Annotated in this window: 18 protein-coding genes; 6 read left to right on the forward strand and 12 right to left on the reverse strand. The window is 69.1% G+C overall.

The features are described from left to right. Positions 1-330: 330 nt before the first annotated feature. The 5 genes from tyrS to NA8_RS11805 all read right to left on the reverse strand — a co-directional run bounded on the left by tyrS (position 331) and on the right by NA8_RS11805 (position 6,143). A complete protein-coding gene (gene tyrS / locus NA8_RS11780; RefSeq protein WP_063050433.1) occupies positions 331-1,617 on the reverse strand; it encodes a tyrosine--tRNA ligase in 1,287 nt (428 codons plus the stop codon). A gap of 457 nt (positions 1,618-2,074) precedes the next feature. Next, the gene (locus NA8_RS11790) at positions 2,075-2,716 is read right to left on the reverse strand and encodes a DNA-3-methyladenine glycosylase (RefSeq protein WP_063050435.1); all 642 of its coding nucleotides are present in this window, start codon (positions 2,714-2,716) and stop codon (positions 2,075-2,077) included. 191 nt (positions 2,717-2,907) lie between these two features. After that, entirely contained in the window at positions 2,908-4,053 is a 1,146-nt protein-coding gene (locus NA8_RS11795; RefSeq protein WP_063050436.1) for a low temperature requirement protein A, read from the reverse strand. 24 nt (positions 4,054-4,077) lie between these two features. After that, complete coding sequence (locus tag NA8_RS11800) at positions 4,078-4,968, reverse strand: RNA polymerase sigma-70 factor (protein ID WP_063050437.1); 891 nt, start codon at positions 4,966-4,968, stop codon at positions 4,078-4,080. A gap of 2 nt (positions 4,969-4,970) precedes the next feature. Next, positions 4,971-6,143, reverse strand: a complete 1,173-nt coding sequence (locus tag NA8_RS11805) for an NAD(P)/FAD-dependent oxidoreductase (protein ID WP_063050438.1) — start codon at positions 6,141-6,143, stop codon at positions 4,971-4,973. A 244-nt stretch (positions 6,144-6,387) separates the two neighbouring features. Between NA8_RS11805 and NA8_RS11810 the strand changes: the two genes are divergently transcribed. From NA8_RS11810 to NA8_RS11825, 4 genes are all read left to right on the forward strand, one after another. Further along, positions 6,388-7,905 (forward strand): multicopper oxidase family protein, encoded by a 1,518-nt coding sequence (locus NA8_RS11810; protein WP_063050439.1) that lies wholly within the window; start codon positions 6,388-6,390, stop codon positions 7,903-7,905. 87 nt (positions 7,906-7,992) lie between these two features. After that, on the forward strand, positions 7,993-8,724 hold the full coding sequence (locus NA8_RS11815; RefSeq protein ID WP_063050440.1) for an ABC transporter ATP-binding protein: 732 nt from the start codon (positions 7,993-7,995) through the stop codon (positions 8,722-8,724). Next, a complete protein-coding gene (locus tag NA8_RS11820; protein WP_084466715.1) occupies positions 8,721-9,515 on the forward strand; it encodes an ABC transporter permease in 795 nt (264 codons plus the stop codon). The genes NA8_RS11815 and NA8_RS11820 overlap by 4 nt, the downstream gene beginning before the upstream one ends. Beyond that, the gene (locus NA8_RS11825; RefSeq protein ID WP_063050441.1) at positions 9,512-10,156 is read left to right on the forward strand and encodes a TetR/AcrR family transcriptional regulator; all 645 of its coding nucleotides are present in this window, start codon (positions 9,512-9,514) and stop codon (positions 10,154-10,156) included. Before NA8_RS11820 ends, NA8_RS11825 begins: the two co-directional genes overlap by 4 nt. Before the next feature lie 31 nt (positions 10,157-10,187). On the opposite strand, the gene NA8_RS11830 is transcribed toward NA8_RS11825, so the two are convergent. The 6 genes from NA8_RS11830 to NA8_RS11855 form a co-directional block, all read right to left on the reverse strand. Continuing rightward, positions 10,188-10,697, reverse strand: coding sequence for a L,D-transpeptidase (locus tag NA8_RS11830; protein ID WP_063050442.1), 510 nt, complete (start codon positions 10,695-10,697; stop codon positions 10,188-10,190). 199 nt (positions 10,698-10,896) lie between these two features. Further along, positions 10,897-11,127 carry a Trm112 family protein gene (locus NA8_RS11835; protein WP_040866139.1) on the reverse strand — a complete coding sequence of 77 codons (231 nt, stop codon included), beginning with the start codon at positions 11,125-11,127 and terminating at the stop codon, positions 10,897-10,899. Between the two features lie 9 nt (positions 11,128-11,136). Next, positions 11,137-11,721: a GtrA family protein gene (locus NA8_RS11840; protein WP_084466716.1), complete on the reverse strand. Its 585-nt coding sequence runs from the start codon at positions 11,719-11,721 to the stop codon at positions 11,137-11,139. Then, positions 11,718-13,970, reverse strand: a complete 2,253-nt coding sequence (locus tag NA8_RS11845; protein WP_063050443.1) for a hypothetical protein — start codon at positions 13,968-13,970, stop codon at positions 11,718-11,720. Before NA8_RS11845 ends, NA8_RS11840 begins: the two co-directional genes overlap by 4 nt. 71 nt (positions 13,971-14,041) lie before the next feature. Then, positions 14,042-14,533, reverse strand: a complete 492-nt coding sequence (locus tag NA8_RS11850) for a GtrA family protein (protein WP_369690251.1) — start codon at positions 14,531-14,533, stop codon at positions 14,042-14,044. Next, on the reverse strand, positions 14,530-16,701 hold the full coding sequence (locus NA8_RS11855; RefSeq protein ID WP_245663788.1) for a YfhO family protein: 2,172 nt from the start codon (positions 16,699-16,701) through the stop codon (positions 14,530-14,532). Before NA8_RS11855 ends, NA8_RS11850 begins: the two co-directional genes overlap by 4 nt. A gap of 269 nt (positions 16,702-16,970) precedes the next feature. Between NA8_RS11855 and NA8_RS11860 the strand changes: the two genes are divergently transcribed. After that, positions 16,971-18,071 (forward strand): glycosyltransferase, encoded by a 1,101-nt coding sequence (locus tag NA8_RS11860; RefSeq protein ID WP_063050444.1) that lies wholly within the window; start codon positions 16,971-16,973, stop codon positions 18,069-18,071. Beyond that, complete coding sequence (rffA, locus tag NA8_RS11865; protein ID WP_063050445.1) at positions 18,061-19,200, forward strand: dTDP-4-amino-4,6-dideoxygalactose transaminase; 1,140 nt, start codon at positions 18,061-18,063, stop codon at positions 19,198-19,200. The genes NA8_RS11860 and rffA overlap by 11 nt, the downstream gene beginning before the upstream one ends. A gap of 31 nt (positions 19,201-19,231) precedes the next feature. Here rffA and NA8_RS11870 read toward each other — a convergent pair whose 3' ends face one another. Continuing rightward, positions 19,232-19,831, reverse strand: coding sequence for a class I SAM-dependent methyltransferase (locus NA8_RS11870; RefSeq protein ID WP_063050446.1), 600 nt, complete (start codon positions 19,829-19,831; stop codon positions 19,232-19,234). Positions 19,832-19,843 lie beyond the last annotated feature (12 nt).

A 19,843-nucleotide genomic window follows, 5' to 3' on the forward strand; every position in this document is an offset into this window, starting at 1 on the left:
AAACCGGACTGAACCGGACCTTCTGTGAGGCAACTTTTCCAGTCTAAGCAAGTAGTCCACCGAAGTCAAGACCATCGGATGATCTACATTGCACTGATCTACCAGGCGCTCCTCGTCCTACCTCGTTTCCCAGTCCATCCACTCGGCGTCTCCGCCTCGCTTCTCGGCTCCGGGTCGGTGTCCGTGTCGCTCTGACTTGGATAAAGTTACGCGGCGGAAAACGCTACGTCAAATCGCCTGGACAAGCTGGCGTTTCCGCAGGTCAAGAGCATGTGATCGCAGTGATGAGGGGCTTGAATCACACAGATGTGATTCAAGCCACCGCGATCTTCATGCACCTGCCCGCAGAACCCCCGCGAGGTTCTTCTTCCCCCGCCGCAGGACGAGCCAGCGTCCGTGCAGGTAGTCGGCATCCGCCGGGGTCCATTCGATATCGGAGATCTTCACGTTGTTCACCGAGGCGCCGCCTTCGTTCACCGCGCGCCGCGCGGCGCCGCGGCTTTCGGACAAGCCGGTGGCGACGAGCAGATCCACGATGGTGCTCGGCTCGCCTGCTTTGACCTGCGCGACCTCACCGTCGACCGCCGCTTCGCGCAGGGCCGCGCCGAGCGTCGCCTCGTCGAGCTCGCGGAGTTCACCGCGACCGAACAACGCCTGGCTGGCCAGCTGCACCGCGCGGGTATCGGCCTCGCCGTGCACCAGGGTCGTCATCTCGGCGGCGAGCCTGCGCTGAGCTTCCCTGGCATGCGGGCGCTCTGCGGTCGCCCGCTCGAGTTCGTCGAGTTCCTCGCGGGACAGGAAGGTGAACCAGCGCAGGTACCGCACCACATCGGCGTCGGCCGTGTTCACGAAGTACTGGTACCAGGCGTAGGGGCTGGTCATCTCGGGATCGAGCCACAGGCTGCCGCCGCCGGTGGACTTGCCGAACTTCTTGCCGTCCGCGGAGGTCACCAGCGGAACGGTCAGGGCGTGCACGGACGCGCCGTCCACCCGGCGGTTGAGTTCGACGCCCGCGATGATGTTGCCCCACTGGTCGGAGCCGCCTACCTGCAGCGTGCAGCCGTAGTCGCGGCGCAACTGCAAGTAGTCGTTGGCCTGCAGGAGCATGTAGCTGAACTCGGTGTAGGAGATGCCCTCGCCGTCCAGCCGCCGCTTGATGGTGTCGCGCGCCAGCATGACGTTCACCGAGAAGTGCTTGCCGATGTCGCGCAGGAAGTCGACCGCGGTCAGCCGCCCGGTCCAGTCCATATTGTCGACGATGACCGCCCCGGTCGGCGAGTCGTCCAGGTCGACGAAACGCTCCAGCTGGGAGCGGATTCGCTCGGCCCAGCCCGCGACGGTGTCGGTGGAATTCATGGTCCGCTCGCCGACGTCGCGCGGGTCACCGATCAGCCCCGTGGCGCCACCGGCCAGCACGATGGGGCGGTGCCCGGCGCGCTGGAAACGCTTCAGGGCGAGCAACGGCACCAAGTGGCCCGCGTGCAAGCTGGCGGCGGTGGGATCGAAGCCGGCATACAGGGTCAGCGACCCGGCGGCCGCCGCACGCAAGGCGTCCAGGTCGGTGGACTGCGCGATCAGCCCGCGCCAGGTCAGTTCGTCGATGATGTCGCCGCTCACGCTGTCCTATCTTTCCGCACGGGGTCCGTTGCCTCGTGCGCACCTCAGTGTCGTGGCGCGGACGTTCTCAACGCGACAGGATTTCCCGCACCCCGGCGGGGCTGCCGCGCCGCTGGTAGGCGATCCAGGCGAACAACCCGGCAAGCACCAGGGGGAACGGCGCCAAGGCGGGGGCGCCCACCGATCTCGTGGAAGATTCGCACGGCGTCGGACTGGCCGACCAGCTTCGGCAGGCCCGAGGCGATGATCAGGAACAGGCCGAGCAGGATCTGCAGTGTCCACAGGGCGCGATCGAGCCCTTGCCCGGGCGGGCGGCGGCAGGGGCGGTGCTGGTGGCGGCGATGGCGGTCATGTTCCTGTCTTTCAGGTCGGTCGCGCCGCGTCGGTGGCGCGTTCGACCGATAGGACGAGGCGTCGCGTGAACTCATCGCGCCGCGGTGAAACTTGCGGCGAGCGGTCAGGCCGGCTTCGCGGCGGGCAGTGGAGCACGCGGACTGCGCCGGTAGACCGACACCGCCCGCGAGCCCGGAAGCCAAAAACGCCACGGCAGGTCCGCCGCGCTGCTGACGCCGACGCGCGGACCACTCGCGATTTCGGCGGGTTCGACCGGGCTGTGCAGCTCGAGCCGGATCGGCGACGCCGGATCGAACAGCGGGGTTCCGTAGTCGCTCAACGTGATTCCCAGCGCACTGCCGAGATTGCCCGGCCCACGGGCCGAGTCGAGATCGGAGCGGGCGCCGGGGCGGCGCTCGCGCACCGTCTCCAGTCCCTCGATCACCTCGCCGGAGCGGATCAGGGCGGCGCTGGCGATCCCATCCGGTCCGCTCGTCACATTGATACAGGTGTGCATGCCGTAGCTGAGGTAGACGTAGAGCACACCGGCGGGGCCGAACATTACGTCGTTGCGCTTGGTCCGGCCGCGTCCGGAATGCGAAGCCGGGTCCGGCCACGGTCCGGCCGGGTCTCCCCCGTAGGCCTCGACTTCGACTATCCGGACACCGACCGGGCCCGACCACAAGGTCGCCCCGAGCAGACGCCGGGCGGCAGCGGGTGGTTCGACGGCGAGCTCCTCGACAGGCTGGGCACACACAGCCGCCATTGTCCTCGACGGCTACGACAACGGTTCGCCCAGCCGCCCGGCGACCGTACCGCCCTCGGCGCGGGCAATCGCGCGGGTAGAAGCAACGCCGAGTGCGCGGCACGCGCTCGCGCGCGCAGGCCAGGACGCACGGCTACGAGCCGAAAACGCAAGTTCGCCCGAGGAAGCCGGACGGACGGCGACCACGGCACTCAGAAGTACGTACTGTGCTCGCCGGACCGCAGCGTGAGCAGGTCGTCGGCGATGACCGCGGCGTAGCCCACGACGACGATCGCGACCAATTGGGCCCACGACACCCAGAAGACGCCGATCGGCGTTGTCGCCGCCACCGCGAGCGCCGCGAGCAGCCGAGCCCATGGGCGCGGCAGCCGCAGGGTCAGGCGGAAGAAGAACTGGCCGAGGAAGTACAGCGCGACGCCGCCGGAGAGCGCGGCGGCTACGGCGACCGAGGTCGCTTCATCGCCGTGGGCGACGCTCATCTGAATGCCCGCCGCGGCCACGATGACGCCGATCAGCAACGGGTACAGGGAGTAGCCGTAGGCCAGCAGGGCGGGCCGGGAACGTTCCCGGTCGGGCACCGCGGCCAGCGCGTGCTCGCCACGTTCGTCGTCGACACCGAAATACGCCCACCACAGGACGTAGGCCAGGCATAGGCCGAGGCCGACGGTGGCGATCAACTGCGGGGTGATCTTCTCCCCGGCCAGCCCGGCGCCGACGGCGACGATGGATTCGCCGATCGCGACGATCACGACCAGTCCGTGCCGCTCGCAGAAGTGGCCCGCTCGGACCACGAAGTCGCGTGTGTCGACCAGATAGGGGCTGATCACCTGCACCATGAACGCCACGGTCCAGCAGGCGTACTGCATCCAGCCGTGGACGAATCCGCCGGCCAGTACGAGCGCGGCGGCCAGGGCGTTGAGCGGCGCGAGCCGGCGGATCGCGATCGTCGCCGATGCGCCGCCCGCCGAGCCGAACAGCGCGGTGTGAACGGCGGTGACCAGGACGTATCCGAACCCGAACGCGATGCCGGTGCCGTGGAACGCATCCGGGATCGCCAAGGCGAGAACGAAGAACGCGAACATGCCCACCAGCAGCCAGGTCCGCCTGCTGGAACTGTTCGGAGCGACCTCGTTGGTGAGCCAGACGTAGCCGGAATACATCCACCAGACCAGTCCGAACAGCAACGCGACCTGGGCGAGCGCCTGGAAACCCGGATGATGCGTGTAGACGTGCGAGAGCTGGGTGATGGTGAGGACGAAGACGAGATCGAAGAACAGTTCGAGCGTCGAGGCCCGCAACTGCCCGCCGTCGGCGGACAGGGCGCTCTGGTCGGTCACGTGTGGAGCCTAGAACGACCGCCGTCACCCCAGCGTGTCGGTGCCCATGGAGAGACCCTTCAGCTTGTACGGGTTGACCTGGAATCGGAGGTTCTGGATCCGTCCGTCGGCGATGTCGTAGGTGAACACGGCCACGGGATTCCCGTCGATGAGCGCCAGCGCGCCGAGTTCACCGTTGATGTGCGCGGGTTCGAGCACGAATCCGGCGACGATCGGCTTGGCCAGCACGCCGAGTATCCAGCGCGCCACGTGATCGGGGCCGTACAACGGCCGCCGCGCCGCGGTGACCACGCCGCCGCCGTCCGACCACGAGGTGACATCCGGGGCGAGCAGGTCCATCAGCGCGTTGAGGTCGCCGCCGGAACACGCGGCCATGAACCGGGCGGTGACATGGTCGCGCTCGGCCTTGTCGGTGTCGAAACGCGGTCGGCGGGATTGCACGTGCCGCTTGGCGCGGTGCGCGATCTGCCGGATCGCGGGCTCCGGCCGGTCCAGGGTCTCGGCGATCTCGGCGTGCGTGTAGCCGAAGACCTCGCGCAGCAGGAAGACCGCCCGTTCGACGGGACCGAGTGTTTCCAGGACCACCAGCATCGCCGTGGAGACGGTGTCGGCCAATTCGGTCTCCTCGGCGATGTTAGGTGAGGTGAGCAACGGCTCGGGAAGCCAGGGCCCGACATAGCTCTCGCGGGTGGCCCTGGCCGAGGTGAGCCGGTTGAGCGACAGGTTGGTGACCGCGCGCACCAGGTAGGACTTGGGCTGACGCACCATGGAGTGGTCGGTCTCGTTCCACTTCAGCCAGGCGTCTTGAAGGACGTCCTCCGCGTCGGTGACGGTGCCCAGCATCCGGTACGCGGTGGCGAACAACAGACGCCGGTGCTCGAGAAAAGGGTCCTGCTCGGATGTCGGGTCGGCCATGGCTAGATTCTCCTGGTTGCGCGGCCACCTTCGGACAGCGTGACCGACACCGTCATCCGCTTGCTCAGCATGAAGACCGGCACCGGGCTGCTGCTGACGGTCTCCTTGTAGCGGACGGCGGCGCGTCCGGTCAGGTAGCCGCGGCGCGGACGGTCGTCGGCCTTGGTGAACTGGATGATCGCGTCCCCGCGGCCGAGGCTGACCGGCTGGTGGAAATAACCGAAGCGGAACGGCCGCACCCGCTTGCCGCGCAGCTGCCGCGCGATGACGTCCGCGGTGTAGGCGGCGGTCGGCATCCCGCTCTGGCAGGTGCCGTGGATCCGCCCCCACGCCTGGCGGACCGCGGCGGCGTCGCCGATGGCGTGGATCGTCGGGTGCGACACCGACTTCAGGGTCGGGTCGACCACGATCAACCCGTGCGGGTCGGTCTCGATCCCGGCCTGCGCGGCCAATGGGGAGACGCGGACACCGGCCGTCCACAGCGTCAGGTCGGCGTGCACGAGTTCGCCGCCTGCCAGTTCGACCGCGTCAGGCAGCACCTTCACCACGGCCCGGCCGGTCTGCCGGGTGACACCGAGCCGATCGAGTGCCCGATGCAGGTAGGCGCGGGCCTTCGTGCCCATCATGGCGCCGGGCTCACCGTTGCTGATCAGGGTGACGCGCGCATCGGGATGGCTGTCGGCGATCTCGGCTGCCGCCTCGATGCCGGTCAAGCCGCCGCCGCAGACCGCGACCGTGCCGCCGCGCGCCGCCACCTCGGCGAGGCGCTCGGCGAATCGGTGTGCGGTGGCGGGGTTGTCGAGGGTCCACGCATGGTCGGCGGCACCGGGCACGATGCTCGTGTCCGCGGTGCTGCCCAGCGCGTAGATCAAATCGTCATAGGAAAGGCGAGTCGTACCGTCGACGGTCACCTCGCGACCCACCGGATCGATGGCCGTGGCCCAGCCCTGGACGAAGGCGACGCCGGTGCCTTCCAGGAGCGCGGGGATCCGGTGGTCCGCCAGCTCTTGGCCCGCGGCCACCTGGTGCATGCGCAGGCGCTCGGTGAATCGCGCCGAGGGGTTGACCAGCGTGATCCGGACGTCCAGCGCACGGGTGCGCCTGGCCAGCCGCACGGCGGCCAGCATGCCGGTGTAGCCGCCGCCGAGGATGACGATCCTATGTGCGGTGTTCATGACAGTGCTCCAATGGTCGGGTCACCGAAACAGGGTTGGCGGATGGTGACGACCAGGGGACAGCTGACCGCCCCGGAACGTGACACTCCATGATGTGTTCCGAGTCACATTCGACGGGCGCGGCCGGCCGAACGAATCCCGCGCGCACCCTGAGATCGCGGCACGGGTGTCAGGGGCGGGATCGGGGAGGAAATCGGGACGCTTCCGGATGTGTTGCGGCCCCGCGGATTTCTACTGTCGGTCCATGTCTTCGGATTCCCGGCCGCGCAGGCGGTTGTTCCTCGTTCTCGGCTGCCTCGCGGCATTGCCGGTCCTGCTCCTCGGTGGTGTCGCCTGGGTGTACACCGGGGCGGCCGTATCCACCGTGGGCAAGACGGAATTCCGGAACGAACTCGCCGTCCCCGCGCTGGCGCCGTCGCGGGTCGGCGCCGACGGCACGCGCACGTTCGAACTCGACATGCGCGCCGGGCAACGGGAGTTCCTTCCCGGCCGGGCCACGCAGACCTGGGGGTTCAACGGCGACTATCTCGGTCCGACACTGCGGGCGCGGCGCGGGGAGAAGGTGGCGGTGACCGTGCGCAACACCCTGCCGGAGGCCTCCACCGTGCACTGGCACGGCATGCACCTGCCCGCCGCGATGGATGGCGGCCCGCACCAGATGGTGGCGCCGGGCGCCGCTTGGACGCCGCAGTGGACCGTCGATCAACCCGCTGCGACGCTGTGGTACCACCCGCATCCACACGGCGCGACCGAAACCCACGTGCGCCGCGGACTTGCGGGCATGTTCCTGCTCGACGACGACGTATCCACCACCCTGGCGCTCCCCTCCACCTATGGCGTGGACGATCTGCCGGTGATTGTGCAGGACGTGAAGTTCAACGGCGCGGCGCTCGACTCCTCCCACGGGATGTTCCGCGATATCGGTTTCCTCGGCGACCGGACCATGGTCAACGGCACGCTCGCGCCGTACCGGAACGTCGGCGACGAACTCGTCCGGCTGCGCCTGCTCAACGCCTCCACCGCGCGGATCTACACCTTCGAATTCTCCGACGGGCGACCGTTCGCCCTCGTCGCCACCGACGGCGGCTTGACCGAACGGCCGAGCACCCAGGATCGGCTGCGGTTGTCGCCGGGTGAGCGCGCCGAGATCGTGGTGCGGATGCGACCGGGCGAGCGCACCGTTTTGCGCTCCGGCGAACTCGACGCCGGACTCGATTTCTGGACACAGCGTTTCGCCGGGGGCGACGACACCTTCGACATCCTGGAACTGCGCGCGGCCGAGACGCTGCGGCCGTCACCGGAACTGCCCGCGGTGCTGGCTCCTCCCAGCACCCCGGACGGCGGTGATTCGGTCCGGGAACGGAATTTCGACCTGAACCTCGCCGGGATCAACGGCACCCCGATGGTTATGGACCGGATCGATTTCGCGGTGACGCGCGGCACCACGGAGACGTGGGTGGTGCGCAACGGCGACGGCATGCTGCACAACTTCCACATCCACGACGTGCAATTCCGCGTGCTCGCGGTGGACGACGCCCCGCCACCGGCGGCGGCGTTGACCGGCCCGAAGGACACCGTCTTCCTGCCGCCGGGCAGCACGGTGCGATTGGCCATGCGCTTCGACGGCCCGGCCGATCCGGACGCGCCCTACATGTACCACTGCCACCTGCTCTGGCACGAAGACCTCGGAATGATGGGCCAGTTCGTCGTCGTGAACCCGGGCCAGGCACCGGGGACCCCACCGGCGCACCACGGCCACTGACTCCCCGACCGACGCTCTTGCCTGTTCAGTGCGGGCGCGCTAAATTCATCACATAGTGAATTCAACGCTCGATGAATTGAGGCGACCGTGTCGCAAGACATCTCATCCCCCGCCGTCGAGGTACGGAACCTGCGGGTCCGCCGCGGCGGCCGCGAAGTACTGCACGACGTCTCGCTGACCATCCCTCGCGGCTCGATCACCGGGCTGCTCGGCCCGTCGGGATGCGGCAAGACGACGCTGATGCGCAGCATCGTCGGCACTCAGATCATCGACTCGGGCGACGTCAGCGCGCTGGGACGCCCGGCGGGCTCCGCGGCGCTGCGCCACCTGATCGGCTACGTCACCCAGGCGCCGAGCATCTACAACGACATCAGCGTCCGCGAGAACGTCGCGTACTTCGCCGCGCTCTACGGCCGCGACCGCGCCGACGCCGACGATGCGATCACCGCGGTCGGTCTGGCCGATCACGCCCACCAGCGCGGCGACGAGCTCTCCGGCGGGCAGCAGACGCGAGCGTCTCTGGCGTGCGCACTGGTCGCCCAGCCCCAGCTGCTGGTTCTGGACGAACCGACGGTCGGCCTCGATCCCGTGCTGCGCGTCGAGCTGTGGAAGCAGTTCCTCGAGCTGGCCGCGAACGGGACGACGCTGCTGGTGTCCAGCCACGTCATGGACGAGGCCGAGCACTGCGACCGGCTGCTGCTGCTGCGCGAGGGGCAGTTGCTCGCCCAGCTCAGCCCCGACGAGCTGCGCACGCAGACCGGCGAGCAGAACCTGGAGACCGCCTTCCTCACCCTGATCACGATGGGACAGAACGCATGACCGCCACCATGGAAGCCGCGCCCCGGCGGACGCCGACGCTGCGCCCCTACGCCGCTACCACCGGCCGCATCCTGCGTCAGCTGCGCAACGACCACCGCACCGTCGCCATGATCCTGGTGGTCCCCGCGCTGTTGATGGCGCTGCTGTATTTCATCTACAAGAACACCCCGACCAACCCGCTGAATCCCGTCCCGCTGTTCGACCGGGTCGGCATCAGCATGCTGGGCATCCTGCCGTTCATCGTGATGTTCCTGATCACCGCGATCGCCATGCAGCGCGAACGCACCTCGGGCACGCTGGAGCGGCTGCTGTCGACGCCGCTGTCGAAACTCGACCTGCTCGCCGGTTACGGCACCGCGTTCTCGCTGGCCGCGGCCGCGCAGGCAATCGTCGCCTGCCTGGTCTCCTTCGGGCTGCTCGGGCTCGGCGCGGCGGGCAGTCCCAGCTGGGTGGTGCTGATCGCGGTGGTCGACGCGGTGTGCGGGGTGGCGCTGGGACTGCTGGCAAGCGCGTTCGCGCGCACCGAATTCCAGGCCGTACAGTTCATGCCGGTCGTGGTCGCGCCGCAGATCTTCCTGTGCGGCCTGCTCGTTCCCCGCGGCCAGCTGCCCGATTGGCTGGAGGTGATCAGCAACGTGATGCCGTTGAGCTACGCGGTCGACGCCCTGCAGCAGGTGTCGACGCATCCGGAGGTCACCGGCCAGATGTGGCGTGATCTGGCCATCGTCGCCGGGTTCACGATCGTCGCCCTGTGCCTGGGCGCGGCCACGCTACGACGGCGGACCACGTGACGGCAGACAACGGCTCCGGCGGCGCCGAGCGGCCTACCCGCACGGGCCGCAGGCCGGGGCAATCGGGTGCCCGCGAGGCCATCCTCGCGGCCGCCCGCGCGCGTTTCGCCGACGCGGGCTTCGACAAGACCTCGGTGCGCGCGGTCGCCACCGACGCGGGGGTGGATCCGGCCCTGGTGCATCACTATTTCGGCACCAAGCAGCAGCTCTTCGCCGCGGTGGTGGAATTCCCGGTGAATCCCGAGGCGACATTGCGCATCATCGAGGCCGCGCCACTGGACCGCTTGGGCGAGACCATCATTCGCGCGGTGGTCGGGGTGTGGGACTCCCCCGCGGGGCCCGGCGTCGTCGCCGTGGTGCGCAGCATCCTGGCCGGCAGCGACGACCCGTCCCTGGCCAGGAGATTCCTGTTGGAGGTGGTGCTGGAGCGCGTCCGCCTCCGCATCGCCACCCCGGCGGACGACGGCCGGGTCCGCATCGGCCTGGTCGCGTCGCAGATGATCGGCGTGCTGGTGGGCCGCAAGATCGTCGGGGTCGAACCGCTGGCCTCGATGCCCGCGGCCGACCTGGTGACCGCGGTGGGCCCGACGCTGCAGCGCTATCTGACCGGAGACATCGGCCGAGGACCGGCGGACCGATGATCGCGGCGATCACCGGGGCACGCCGAAGCCGTCACTCCACGACTTCGACAACGTCACCGGGCCACAGGTATTCGTAGAACGCCTTGGCTCCCTCGTGGGTCATCCGGACGCAGCCGTGCGACTTCTTCTCGATCGGGCCGACGTGGAAGGCGATGTCGCCGTTGAAGAAGGTCGCGTACGGCATCGGAGCGTTGTGCATGGTGCTCCAATGGAATTCCTTCTTGAACGACACGTGGAAGACTCCGGGCGGCGTCTCGTATCCCGGCATCCCGTGCGAGATCGGCGTGGGGCCATAGACCACCTTGCCCTCGTCCATCAGCCAGGCTTCGTCGGTGGACAGCCGCATACACGCACGGGCGGCCGTGGAGCACGGCGCGACGGGCGGCGGGGGCGGAATCAGCGCGGGCATACCGGGGATGTCCGGGCCGCCCGGCCAGAGCGGTTCGGCCTGGGCGGGCACCGCCATGGTGAATCCCGCCGCCGCGACTCCGCAGGCGATCGCGCATCGAGCCGTCCAGTTACGTAAACGCGAGTCGCTCATTACGTTCCCGACCTCTCTCCCATACGCCACCGGCGCCGCTCATCAGGTCGGCCGTAGCGCCCCTCGTTGGAGCGCGTGGACCGTCTCGAAGTGCAAATGATCATGGCGGACCCGGCTTCAAACGGTCAATGGCCGCAAAACGACCGTGACGCATCCGTTGCCCGGCGGCGGGCGAGTCGTGCGAAGAGAGCTCGGCGAGTCAGGCGTCGGGCTGGGCGGTGAACGCGTCGTGCTCGGCGTCGGTGACGTCCCTGGCCTCGTCGACGAGCAGGACCGGGATACCGTTCTCGATCGGGTATGCCCGGCGCAGGCGCGGGTTGTAGAGCAGCGCGCTGCCGTCGGCGGCGCGGACCAGCCGCAGCGGGCCCTTGTCCTGCGGGCAGGCCAGCAGGCTCAGCAGTGTGGCGTCCAAAGTGGTGTGCTCAGGCATATCAGGAACCTACCTGCCTGCCTTGCCGGACCGGGAACCGTCCGCGTCGAGCGCGGGCGCGCGGCGGAACGAGATGTGGCGATGCCCGAAGAAGCTGGCGCCCGCCACCAGCGCCATCACGGCGACCGCCGACGGAATGCTCGGCAGGTGCAACAGCGACACCCCCAGCTGGAGCAGCACCATGTTCAGCACCAGCCCGCCGGAGTTCACCGCGACGAACGCGGCGAAATCCCGCATCAGCCGCCCGCGCACACGGAACACCAGGGTGCGGTGCAGGACGAACGCCACGACCACGCTGATGCCGTAGGCCAGGGCGGGCGCGATCGCGGCGGGCGCCCGGTTACCGAGCACCGCCAGCCACATCACCGTCAGAGCCATGCCCAGACCCGTGTTCACCACGCCGACGATGGCGAACGCGATCTCCTGGCGACGCACCAAGCGCAGCAGCGGGCCCGGGTCGGCGGGGAGTTCCGCGGCAGGGGGAAGCGGGGCATCCGCCTCGGCTGGCGGTGGCGTGCTCGTCGCGTCCGCGGCATCGGAGCGTCGCACCACCTCCGATGCCGCCCCGGCTCCGTCCGCCGCGCCCGCGCTCATCGGACGGCGTCGGCCGAATCGGTTTCCGGTGTCACCGCGGCATCGGGTGCGGACGGCTCGCCGCTCTCGTCGATCGGCCGGTCGAACCGCCGCCTGCTACGCAGGTGCGCCCACTCCAGCAGACCGAGGCCGAGCAGCCCGAGCAGTGCCGCGGCGAGGCCGATCCACCAGCCCGGCGGCTGCCAGGACAACTCCAGCTCACCGGAGGCGCCGGACGGCAGGTCGACGGCCACGAAGGTTTTCCCTACCAGCGTGGTGGGGATCTCGTGGCCGTCCAGCGTCGCCCGGTAACCGGGCCACCCGAGCCGGGCGAACACGAGCCGCCCACCTTCCGGGGAACTCACCCGCACCCGGCTGGTCGTATCCGATTCGCCGATCGATGTGGCTGTCACGCCTTGGGCGGCCGCCACCCGGCCGTCACGGGTCGAGATCAGGCCGTCGGCGCGTTCCAGCACCGAGATGTACTTCTCGTGCCCCGGATAGTCGACCCATTTCCAGCCGGGGGGCGCGGGCTGGTCGCGCGCGTCCGGGTACAAGGCGCGATGCAGCACCACCCGGTCGACCTTCATCAGATCGACGATCGTCCGGCCGGTGGTCGGCTCGGTCGCGAACGCGCGGCGGTAGGCATCGGGGCAGACGCTGGTGTCCCAGCGCATGCACAACGTCTCGCCGAACCAGTAGTGCCCGTTGGGGGTGTACCCGCTGACGTAGGTCAGCTCGAGATCCTTCGCGTAGTTGCCGAAGACCAGCGATCCGTATGCCCCGGAAAGGTTCCGTTCCGACGGCGGGATGAGCATACGGTCCGCGAGTTGCAGCGTGGTGCCGGGGAAATCCGGGAACGCGGCCTTCATCTCCGACCGCTTCTCCGGCAGATTCCACCCCATCGGGGTCGGTTGCGCGTCCCACACCTGCAGATACGCGATCGGGAACACCGAAACGACGATCAGCGCGCACACCGCGGCCGCGCCACGGTTGCGCCCGAGCCATACCGCGACGGCGCCGAGCGCTGCCACCCCGAGCGCCGCGATGACATGCCTGATCACCTCGTGCGGAGCGGCCGAGAAGGAGCGCACCCACAGCAGACCGATCAGCACCGCGGCCGCGATGCCGCGCCGCCGCCAGTCTCGAACGGTCGCGAAGCGGCCGAGCAGCACACATACGAGCACCAGCAGGCCGAGCGCGACCATAGGCAGCACACGGACGGGCCAGCGCAACGGGCCGATGGCGCCGGGACCGGCCGTCCACATCAGCGCCATCACCGCGAACAGCGCGGGCGCGACGAACTCGCGCGCCGAGCCCAGCGCCCTGCGCCAATCGACGAAGGCCAGCGCCGGAACGAGGAACCACGCGATGTAGACCACCGGCATCGGCTGCACGTAGCCCCACCAGGAATTGAACGCGGGCAATGTGCTGGGCAGGCTGGCGTTCAGCGACTCCGACCACGGCACCGTGAGGAACTGGTCGTTGTTGATCTGCGCGGTGCCGCGCCAGGTCACCTTCGCCGACAGCATGCTCGGCAGGTAGGTCGCCGAGCCGGCCACCGCGGCACACGCCGCGACCGTGAGCAAGCGCAGCGACGGGCGCCACGCCCTCTGATGGACGAGTTCGCCGATCGCGACGGCGCCCACCATCAGACCGGCCTCCACCGCGGGGAAGACGTATTGCACCGAAATGGCCAGATACAAGAAGACGAAGGTGGGAATCGGCCCGCTGCGCCCGCGGGCGTAGCGCACCCCGGAGGCCCACGCGTGCGCCATCCATGCCGTGCCGGTGAACGCCGTCATCCAGCTGGCCTCGTCGAAGAACAGCAGCCATCCGCTGAACGGTATGGCGACGCCCGCCACCGCCGCCCACGGCGCCTTCGCTCCGTAGGCCAGGCAGATCCGGTAGACCCCGAGCGCGAGGATGATCGCGAAGATCAGTTTCACCACGGTGGCGTACAGCGCGAGGTTGTCCACCGAAGGCGCGATCAGGTCGATCAGCAGCTGCGGCGGATTCAGCAGCCCGGCTTCTTCGATGGTGTAGTTGCCCGCCATCCAGTGTTCGGGCACGAGTGCCGGGAAGCGTCCTTCGCGGAGGTATCGCCCCAGCATCACCCACAGCGGCGCGTACTGCGATTCGGTGTCGTCGGTATAGAAGTGCCGGACGTTGGCCACTAGAACCGCACCGTATCCCGCGATCACCCCGAGCGCCGTGATGACGCCCCATGTGCGGACTTCTCGCGAAGAAATGGTGCTACGTTCGGCCACGAGTCCCAGACCCTACCCGCACCTGTCCGCCCGTCCGGCAAGCCAGTGCCGGGATGCGGTCCGCGACCGCGCTATCCGGCCCCGCGCGCGGACCCGGCCTCGGGCCCGCGGCGGAACGAGATGTAGCGATGACCGAAGAAACTGGCGACCGCGACCAGGCCCATCACCACGACCGCCGACGGAATCCGCGGCAGGTGCAGCACCGAGACGGCCAGCGACAGCAGCACCGTATTCATCAGCAACCCACCGGAATTCACCACGACGAAGCCCGCGAAGTCGCGCAACAGCCTGCCGCGGACCCGGAATACGAGGGTCCGATGCAGGACGAAGGCGACGACGATGCCCACGGCGTAGGCCAGCACCACCGCGACGGCGGGCGGCCACGCGTCACCCAGCACCGCCAGCCACGCGACGGTCAGCCCGATGCCGAGCAGGGTGTTGCACGCGCCGACCATGGCGAACGCGACCTCTTGGCGCCGGACCATCCGCAGCAGAAGCCCCGCCGCCGGCTTGTCGCCCATCGCGTCGGAATCCGCGGCGACCGGACACGCGTTCGTCTTCACGAAACGACGTCCGCCAGCTCACGATCCGGCTCGGCGCCCTCGGCGTCGCCGGGCTCCTCCGGCTCGTCACGCCGCCGCGACCGGACCTGGAACCATTGCAGAACGCCGATGCCGAGCACGCCCGCCACCGCGGCGGCGATGCCGATCTTCCACCCGGGCGGGCGCCAGGTCAGCACGAGCTCGGCGTCCTGGGTGCCCGCGGGAACCTCGACCGCGATGAACGATTTGGCGACCGTCGTGATCGGCAGCGACTTCCCGTTCAGCGTGACCCGATATCCCGGCCAGCCCAGCCGGGCGAACACGATCCGGCCGCCCTGGGCCGAGGACACGCGCACGCGGCTGGTGGTGTCGGTTTCGGAGATGGATGTCGCGCGAACCTTCGCCGCATCGGTCACGCGGCCGTTCGTCGTCGAGATGGGGCCGCCCACGCGTTCCAGCACCGCGATGAAACGCTCGTGCCCGGGGTAGTCGACCCACTTCCAGCCCTCGGGCGCCGCCTGGTTCGGCGCGTCCGGGAACAGCGCTCGTTGCAGCACCACGCGATCCAGGTTCATCAGGTCGACCAGCGGCCGCCCGGTGGCGGGCTCCGGTGCGAACATCCGCCGGTAGGCGTCCGGGCAGACGCTGCCGTCCCAGCGCATGCACAGCAGCTCACCGAAGTAGAAGTGGCCGCTGGGGGTGTAGCCGTTGACGTAGTCCAGTTCGAGTCCGCGGGCGTAGTTGCCGAAGACGAGCGATCCGTAGGCGCCCTCGATGCTCTTGTCCTGCGGCTGCAACAGTCCGCGATCGCCCAGCTGAATGGTGTTGCCCGCGAAATCCGGGAACGCCTCTTTCGCCACCGAGCGCTGCACGGGCAGATTCCACGACATCGGCGTGGGTTGCGCGGCTTCGACCTGGAAATAGGCGATCGGGAACATCGCGACGATGGTCAGCGCGCACGCCGCCGCGGTCCCTTTCGCGCGCCCGAGCCACACCGCGCCGGCCACCAGCGCGGCCAGCGCGAACGCCGCGATCACGTGCCAGATCGCGTCGTGCGGGTCGGCGGAGAACGAGCGCACCCACAGCAGCAGGATCAGCACGGCCGCCGCGACGGCGCGGTTCTTCGGATCCCGCACCGTCCCGTAGCGGCCGAGCAGCACGCACACCAGCACGAGCAGACCGATGGCCAGCATCGGGAGCACGCGCGCGGGCCAGCGCAGCGGTCCGATCGAACCGGGGCCCGCCGTCCACATCAGCATCATGATCGCGAAGATCGCGACGGCGCTCAGTTCCCGCCAGGCCGCCCTGGCCCGGCGCCAGTCGACGAACGCCAGCGCGGGGATCAGGAACCAGGCGATGTAGGTGACCGGCAGCGGCTGCACGTAGCCCCACCACGAGCTGAACGCGGGCAACGAACTCGGCAGGCTGGCGTTCAGCGACTCCGACCACGGCACCGTGAGGAACTGGTCGTTGTTGATCTGCGCGGTGCCGCGCCAGGTCACCTTTGCCGACAGCATGCTCGGCAGGAAGGTCAGCAGGCCCGCGAGCCCGGCGCAGCCCGCCGCGACGGTCAGCCGGAGCACGGGCTGCCACTTGCGCTGGTGGACGAGCTCACCCACGGCCACCGCCAGCAGCATCAGCACCGCTTCGACCGCCGGGAAGATGTACTGCGTCGAGATGGTCAGATACAGGTAGACGAAAACCGGGATGGGGCCGCCCTGCCCTCGCGTGTAGCGCACCGAGGCCGCCCAGGCGTGCACCATCCACGCGGTGCCGGTGAGCGCGGTCATCCAGCTGGCTTCGTCGAAGAACAGGAAGAAGCCCGACAGCGGCAGCGCGATACCCGCCACCGCCGACCACGCGGGCCGCCCGCCGTAGACCAGGCAGATCCGGTAGACCCCGAGTGCGGCGATGATCGAGAAGATCAGCTTCACGACAGTGGCGTACAGCGCGACGTTGTCCACCGAGGGCGCGATCAGATCGATCAGCAGCTGCGGCGGGTTGAACAGGCCCGCGTCGTCCATGGTGTTGTTGCCCGACATCCACTGCTCGGGCACCATGACCGGGAACTCACCTGCGCGCAGCGCACGGCCGAGGCCCACCCACAGCGAGGTGTACTGGGATTCGGTGTCGTCGGTGAAGAAATGGCGGGCGTTGGCGAGCAGGACAGCGAGGTAACCCGCGATCACTCCGAGCGCGGTGATGACCCCCCATCGGTAGACCTCTCGCCGCGAATAGACACCCGGCCGCGAGCCGGGCACTGCACTGTCCGTCACGAGTTCCAAACCCTACAGGGCGGCTCTCCGCTTGGCATGGGTCGTGGACGCCACCATGATGAGGGCATGATCAGCTGCTCCGGTAGCCGCATATCGCACCGTGCTAAAGTCCACACCGGTTCGGGCTCCGCAGTTCTGCGACGAGTACCGGCACGCACCGTCATCGAAAGTCGATCCAGCTGATGCCGATTCCCTCCGCCCGCGCACTCCGTTCCGGCGCCCCCGCGACGAACGGTGACCCGGCACGGCCCGGCGTGGACCGGCCGCACCGGTTGTCGGTCGTCGTACCGGTGTACCGGGGCGAGGACACGATCGCCGGTCTGGTCGCCGAGCTGCACGATCTCACCCGCCCCGCCGAGACCCCCGGCGGCACCACATTCGCCGTCACCGAGATCATCCTGGTGCACGACCACGGCCCCGATCGCTCCGATGTGGTCCTGCAGGAGCTGCAACGGACCTATCCCACGGTGCGCGCCGTCTGGCTCAGCCGCAATTTCGGTCAGGACGCCGCGACGATCGCCGGCATGTCGGTCGCGGCCGGTGACTGGATCGTCACCATGGACGAGGACGGCCAGCACGATCCCGGCTTCATCGGCGCGTTCCTGGACACGGCCCTGGCGCAGCGAGCCGATCTGGTCTACTCCAAGCCGACCAACACCAGGCCGCACGGATTCCTGCGCAATCTGACCTCGCGCGGAGCCAAGCTGGTGCTCGCGACGCTGTTCGCCTTCCCGGATTCCACCCGGTTCGAAAGCTACCGGCTGATCCGCGGGGACATCGGCAGGCAGCTGGCCGAGGTCGCCTCCAACGGCGTCTACCTGGACGTCGCGCTGACCTGGGTGGTCGGCGCCGTCGCGCAGGCGCCGGTGACGTTGCGCGCCGAGGGCAGGGAGGAATCCGGTTACAACTACCGCCGCCTGTTCTCCTTGTTCTGGAAGATGGTGCTGTGCAGCGGGACCCGCGGGCTGCGGCTGGTCAGCATGCTCGGCGTCACCCTCGCGCTGGCCGGTGGCGTGATGGCCGCGATCGTCGTGTTCGAAGCGCTGACCACCGACGGCTGGGCGCCCGAAGGCTGGGCGTCCACCATCGTGGTGCTGCTGCTGTGCTCCGGCGCCGTGCTGTTCTCCCTCGGGCTCATCGCCGAGTACTTGGGCGTCGCGTTGCACATCCTGGTGGGCAAACCGCTCTATCTCACCGTCGAGACGCCGACACCGCGTCCGGCCGACACTTCGGAACTGACCGCGACCACCGCCAGCAGGGGGACCGACCGGGTTGAGCACTGACCGCGTCATCTTCAGCCGCCCGTACCGGGCGCGCCGGGAACTAGCGAACCTGGAGGCCGTGCTCGCCTCCGATCACAGCCATGGCGACGGACAGTTCACCGCGTCGGCCACCGCGAAGCTGAAGGCGATCACGGGCGCGCCGCACGCCCTGCTCACCACCTCCTGCACGTCCGCGCTGGAAATGGCGGGACTGCTGCTGGAGCTGGGCCCCGACGACGAAGTGATCGTGCCCAGCTTCGCGTTCACCTCCACCGCCACCTCGATGGCGCTGCGCGGCGCGACCTGCGTTTTCGCCGACATCGATCCGGCCACCGGGAACCTGGACCCGCAGTCGGTGGCGGCCCTGATCACCGAGCGGACGAAGGCCGTGGTGGTGATCCACTACGGTGGCGTCGCCGCCGACATGGCCGGCCTGCTCGACCTGGCCGGCGCGCACGGCTTCGCCGTCGTCGAGGACAACGCGCACGGGCTCGGCGGCAGCTGGCGCGGCAGGAAACTGGGCACCATCGGCACGATGGGCACGCTCAGTTTCCACGACACCAAGAACGTGCACTGCGGCGAGGGCGGCGCGCTGCTGCTCACCGACGAGATCCTGATGGCGCGCGCCGAGATCATCCGGGAGAAGGGCACCGACCGGGCCAGGTTCCTGCGCGGAGCCGTGGACAAGTACTCCTGGCAGGACATCGGCTCGAGCTACCTGCCGAGCGAGTTGAACGCGGCCGTGCTCGACGCGCAGTTGGACGAGTTCGACACCATTCAGGCCGGACGGCACCGGGTGTGGGACGCCTACGCCGCCGCCCTGCCGGATTGGGCCCGGCGCAACGACGTGCGCCTGATGTCCGTGCCCGCCGATCGCGAGCACACCGCCCACCTGTACTACTTGCGGACCCCGACCGAGCGCCGCCGCGACGACCTCATCGCGCATCTCGCCGCACACGGCATCTCCGCGCCGTTCCACTACATCCCGCTGGACTCCAGCCCGGCCGGCTTCAAGCTCGGCCGCACGCCGCGCGCGTGTGTGCGCAGCGCCGAGTTCTCCGGAACGGTCGTACGCCTGCCGCTGTGGCCGGATCTGACCGACGCGCAGGTAGCCCGCGTCGTGGACGCGGTCACCGCGTTCACCGTGTGAGCGCGCCGGTCCGGCGCGCGACACCCCGGCCTCACGCGGTGAGGACGTAGAGCTTCTCCCTGCCGCCCGCGATCAGTGACTGCCGGGCAACCCGCGGCCGGTACGGCGCGAAGAACTCGTCCAGCGTCCGCTCGGTGAAGCGATGCGCCTGCTCGCCGTCGCCCGCGTCGGTGAACCGCTTGCCGATCGTGGCGAGGAACGGATTGGCGCTGCTGGCCAGGTTGCGCACCGGCTCGGCCACGATCACCCGCTCGGTGGCCGCCGCGAGCATCCGATCGAGCAGGGGGCCCGGCTCGGGCAGGAAATGATAGAGGCTGGCCTGCATGACGACATAATCGGCGGCGGGCAGCGCGTCACCGGAACGCAGGTTCCACACTCGCCCGCGCCCGCCCGCTTCGTTCACGCGCGCGACGAAGCGTTCGTTCAGATCGAGCCCGGTGTAGTCGACCGACTTGTGGCGCAGGTAGCGGGTGTAGAGCGTCGCGGGTCCGCAGCACAGATCGACCACGCTCGCACCCTCCGGGACGAGTTCCGCGATAGCGCGATACCGAGCCGCGTAGTGCCTGCCGTACAACCCGCGCATCAGGACCTCGTAGACGGTCCCGTTGCGATAGATGAGGCTCGTTCTCACAGGCACAAACTA

This window comes from Nocardia arthritidis NBRC 100137 (assembly GCF_001612765.1).
Classification (GTDB): domain Bacteria; phylum Actinomycetota; class Actinomycetes; order Mycobacteriales; family Mycobacteriaceae; genus Nocardia; species Nocardia arthritidis.

What these genes read in the sequence shown, in the direction of transcription:
- NA8_RS11790 (WP_063050435.1), bottom strand. Translation starts at nt 2,716, where the DNA reads ATGGCGGCTGTGTGTGCCCAGCCTGTCGAGGAGCTCGCCGTCGAACCA.
- NA8_RS11800 (WP_063050437.1), bottom strand. Translation starts at nt 4,968, where the DNA reads ATGGCCGACCCGACATCCGAGCAGGACCCTTTTCTCGAGCACCGGCGT.
- NA8_RS11805 (WP_063050438.1), bottom strand. Translation starts at nt 6,143, where the DNA reads ATGAACACCGCACATAGGATCGTCATCCTCGGCGGCGGCTACACCGGC.
- NA8_RS11810 (WP_063050439.1), top strand. Translation starts at nt 6,388, where the DNA reads ATGTCTTCGGATTCCCGGCCGCGCAGGCGGTTGTTCCTCGTTCTCGGC.
- NA8_RS11820 (WP_084466715.1), top strand. Translation starts at nt 8,721, where the DNA reads ATGACCGCCACCATGGAAGCCGCGCCCCGGCGGACGCCGACGCTGCGC.
- NA8_RS11830 (WP_063050442.1), bottom strand. Translation starts at nt 10,697, where the DNA reads ATGAGCGACTCGCGTTTACGTAACTGGACGGCTCGATGCGCGATCGCC.
- NA8_RS11835 (WP_040866139.1), bottom strand. Translation starts at nt 11,127, where the DNA reads ATGCCTGAGCACACCACTTTGGACGCCACACTGCTGAGCCTGCTGGCC.
- NA8_RS11840 (WP_084466716.1), bottom strand. Translation starts at nt 11,721, where the DNA reads ATGAGCGCGGGCGCGGCGGACGGAGCCGGGGCGGCATCGGAGGTGGTG.
- NA8_RS11860 (WP_063050444.1), top strand. Translation starts at nt 16,971, where the DNA reads ATGCCGATTCCCTCCGCCCGCGCACTCCGTTCCGGCGCCCCCGCGACG.